This is a genomic window from Polaromonas sp. (assembly GCF_043778355.1).
Taxonomy (GTDB): Bacteria; Pseudomonadota; Gammaproteobacteria; order Burkholderiales; family Burkholderiaceae_C; genus Polaromonas.
Genome location: NZ_JAYWHI010000045.1, coordinates 1 through 3,721, shown reverse-complemented (window position 1 = coordinate 3,721; position 3,721 = coordinate 1). Strand labels below are relative to the sequence as shown.

At 62.6% G+C, this 3,721-nt stretch carries 4 protein-coding genes; all 4 read right to left on the bottom strand.

The genetic code is table 11. The features are described from left to right. Positions 1-237 (bottom strand): glyoxalase superfamily protein (locus tag ACH2CW_RS07635; RefSeq protein WP_395056732.1); only part of this gene is annotated, 237 nt, incomplete at its 3' end. Then, complete coding sequence (locus tag ACH2CW_RS07630; protein ID WP_395056730.1) at positions 234-2,096, bottom strand: ABC transporter ATP-binding protein; 1,863 nt, start codon at positions 2,094-2,096, stop codon at positions 234-236. The genes ACH2CW_RS07635 and ACH2CW_RS07630, both read right to left, overlap by 4 nt. Then, positions 2,096-2,806 (bottom strand): phosphoserine phosphatase SerB, encoded by a 711-nt coding sequence (gene serB, locus ACH2CW_RS07625; RefSeq protein ID WP_395056728.1) that lies wholly within the window; start codon positions 2,804-2,806, stop codon positions 2,096-2,098. The genes ACH2CW_RS07630 and serB overlap by 1 nt, the downstream gene beginning before the upstream one ends. After that, a partial coding sequence (locus tag ACH2CW_RS07620; protein ID WP_395056726.1) for a TRCF domain-containing protein occupies positions 2,803-3,721 on the bottom strand: 919 nt, incomplete at its 5' end. The genes ACH2CW_RS07620 and serB, both read right to left, overlap by 4 nt.

Below are 3,721 nucleotides of genomic sequence, written 5' to 3'. Positions count from 1 at the left end.
GTGAAAGGCCTCCAGCTCGTCGGTTTCAATACGCAGGGCCGCACCGGGACTGCAGTCCCCGTGGTGCTCTGACAGGTGCAGCACACAGCCCCCTTTGGACACTTGCAGGTACAGCGGCAGACCGGGCTCGAAGCGGTGCGCCCAGTCCACCTTGAAGCCCAGAAAGTCGAGGTAAAACTCTCGTGCCCTGTGTTCGTCAAAAATCCGCAGGAGAGGCGTGGTTTTTCCAAAGCTCATGCTGCGTATTCCTCTTCTGCCTTGAGGTTATCACTCAGAAAGCCGCCGCTCTGGTGCGCCCACAGCCGCGCGTACAGGCCGCCGTTGGCCAGCAGGCTGCGGTGGTCGCCTTCTTCAACAATGCGGCCCTGGTCGAGCACGATCAGGCGGTCCATCGCGGCGATGGTTGACAGTCGGTGCGCAATCGCAATCACTGTCTTGCCTTGCATCAATGTGTCCAGGCTGCCCTGGATCGCGACCTCCACCTCGGAGTCGAGCGCGCTGGTGGCTTCGTCAAGCAGCAGGATGGGCGCGTCCTTGAGCATCACGCGCGCAATCGCGATGCGCTGGCGCTGCCCGCCCGACAGTTTGACGCCGCGTTCGCCCACGTGTGCGTCGTAGCCGGTGCGGCCGTGTGGGTCGCTCAGGTGGGCGATGAAGGCGTCGGCTTCGGCGCGTTCAGCGGCCTGGCGCACGTCGGCATCGCTGGCGCCAGGACGGCTGTAGGCGATGTTGTCGCGCACCGAGCGGTGCAGGAGGGAGGTGTCCTGCGTGACCATGCCGATGTGGCTGCGCAGGCTGTCCTGTGTCGCCATTGCAATGTTCTGCCCGTCAATCAAAATGCGACCACCGCTGAGGTCATGAAAACGCAGCAGCAGGTTGACCAGTGTTGACTTGCCGGCGCCGGAACGGCCGATCAGGCCGATTTTTTCACCGGGTCGCACCGTCAGTGTCAAGCCATTGATGACGCGCGGGCCGCTGGCGCTGTAGTTGAAGTCCACCTGCTCGAAACGAATCTCGCCGCGCGGCACGTCGAGCGCGCGGGCATCCGGCGCATCGACGATGGTGCGCGCGCGCGACAGCGTGTTGATGCCGTCCTGCACCGTGCCCACACTCTCAAACAGGCTGGTGGTTTCCCACATGATCCAGTGCGACATGCCCTGCAGGCGCAACGCCATCGCGGTAGCTGCCGCCACCGCTCCGGCGCCAACAGCGCCCTGGGACCACAACCACAGCGAGGTGCCGGCCATGCCGATGATCAGGCCCATGCTGAGCGTGTGGTTGACAATTTCGAACAGGCTCACCAGGCGCATCTGGCGGTGCCCGGTTTTCATGAAGTCCAGCATCGCGGCGCGCGCAAAACCGGCTTCGCGCTGGGTGTGCGAGAACAGCTTGACGGTGGCGATGTTGGTGTAGGCGTCGGTGATGCGGCCGGTCATCAACGAACGTGCATCGGCCTGCTGCTTGCCGATGTGGCCCAGGCGCGGCACAAAGTAGGCCAGCGACAGGATGTACAGCACCAGCCAGAGCAGAAAGGGAAACACCAGCTTCATGTCGAAGGAGCCCGCGAGCAAGGTCATGGTCACCACATAGGCGCCCATGGTCACCAGCACGTCGGCCATCACAAACAGCGTGTCGCGCACGGCCAGCGCGGTCTGCATGACTTTGGTGGTCAGGCGCCCGGCAAATTCGTCCTGGTAGAAGGACAGGCTCTGGCCCAGCATCAGCCGGTGAAAGTTCCAGCGCAGCCGCATCGGGAAGTTGATCGCCAGGGTCTGGTGCTTGACGATGGTCTGCAGCGCCACCACCCCCACGCTGGCGACCACGATGACCAGCAGCAGTACCAGAACGGACCCGCGCTCGTGCCAGAAGTTCGCCGGTGGCGTGACCGCCAGCCAGTCGACAATGCGCCCCAGCATGGCGAACAGCAGCGCGTCGAAAATCGCGATGGTCGCCGACAGGGCAGACAGCAGCAGGATGTAGCCACGCGCACCATGGGAGGCAGCCCAGATGAAGGCGATGAAACCCTTGGGCGGTAATGCCGGCTCGGCGTCCGGGTAGGCGTGCAGCAGTTTTTCAAACCGCTTGAGCAAAAACATCAGGACACGACCTCCAGCAGCCGGTCCAGCCCGCCCTCATTGATGGCCACCATGGCCTGCGCGCGTACCGCTGGTTTGGCGTGGTAGGCCACCGACAGGCCGGCCACACCCATCATCGGCAGGTCGTTGGCGCCGTCCCCCATGGCAATGGCCTGTGCGGGTGTGATGCCCAGCATGGCGCAGGTCTCCAGCAGCATTTTTTTCTTCTCCTCACCGTCGCAGATGTCGCCCCAGGGCTGATCCACCAAACGACCGGTGAGCAGGCCGTCCTCGACTTCCAGCACATTCGAGCGCGTGTAGTCGATGCCGAGCTCGCGCTGGACGCGGTCGGTGAAAAAGGTGAAGCCGCCGCTGACCAGCAGCACCTTCATGCCGGCCGCCTTGCAGGCGTGCACCAGTTCGGCGGCACCGGGGTTGAGCTTGAGGCGCTCGTGGTAAACGCCGTCCATGCTCTCGACACTGACGCCCTGGAGCAGGGCCACGCGCCGGCGCAGGCTGTCCTTGTAGTCGGTGATCTCGCCGCGCATGGCCGCCTCGGTAATGGCGGCGACCTCCGCCTTGCGCCCGGCGGCATCGGCGATTTCATCGACACATTCGATGTTGATCAGGGTCGAGTCCATGTCGAAGGCGATCAGCTTGAAGTCGTTGAGCTTCAGGTCGGGCGTGGACATGTTGATAACGAGGCCGGGAGAGATTTCAGCAGGTGTCATGCGGGGGCAGTCTCCGTGGTGGGTTGTCCGAGTGAACGCAAGACATCACGCACCATCTGCGCGCGGTCCTTGGGTTCCTTGAGTTCGCGCTCTATGCGCAGCTTGTCGTTGCCAGCCAGCTTGATGTGTTTGTTCTTCTGGATCAAATGCATGATGGCTATCGCGTCGATGGGTGGGTCCTTCTTGAAGGTGATGTTGATCAGCGTGGGCGCAGCATCGACCTTGACCACACCGTAAGGTTTGGCGATTACCCGCAAGCGGTGCACATCGATCAGGGTTTGCGCCTGCGCCGGCAGTTTGCCGAAGCGGTCCACGATTTCTTCGAGCAGGGCGTCGATCTGATCAGTGGTTTTGGCGGTGGCCAGCTTCTTGTAGAAGCTCAGGCGCAAATGCACATCGCCGCAGTAGTCGCTGGGCAGCAGGGCCGGGGCGTGCAGGTTGATCTCGGTGCTGACGTTCAGGGGGGACAGCAGATCGGGCTCGCGTCCGGCCTTCAGGGAAGACACGGCTTCGTTGAGCATCTCGTTGTAGAGCTGGAAGCCGATTTCCATCATGTTGCCACTCTGGTTTTCACCGAGCACCTCGCCGGTGCCGCGAATTTCCAGATCGTGCATGGCCAGGTAAAAGCCTGAGCCCAACTCTTCCATCTGCTGGATGGCTTCGAGCCGCTGACTGGCCTGTTTGGTCAGCCCTTCAATGTCGGGCACCATCAGGTAGGCATAGGCCTGGTGGTGGCTGCGGCCGACACGCCCACGCAACTGGTGCAACTGCGCCAGGCCGAACTTGTCGGCTCTAGCCATGACAATGGTGTTGGCAGTGGGCACGTCGATGCCGGTTTCGATGATGGTGGAGCACAGCAGCAGGTTGTAGCGCTGGGCCACGAAGTCTTTCATGACCTTTTCAAGCTCGCGTTCG

What these genes read in the sequence shown, in the direction of transcription:
- ACH2CW_RS07630 (WP_395056730.1), bottom strand. Translation starts at nt 2,096, where the DNA reads ATGTTTTTGCTCAAGCGGTTTGAAAAACTGCTGCACGCCTACCCGGAC.
- serB (WP_395056728.1), bottom strand. Translation starts at nt 2,806, where the DNA reads ATGACACCTGCTGAAATCTCTCCCGGCCTCGTTATCAACATGTCCACG.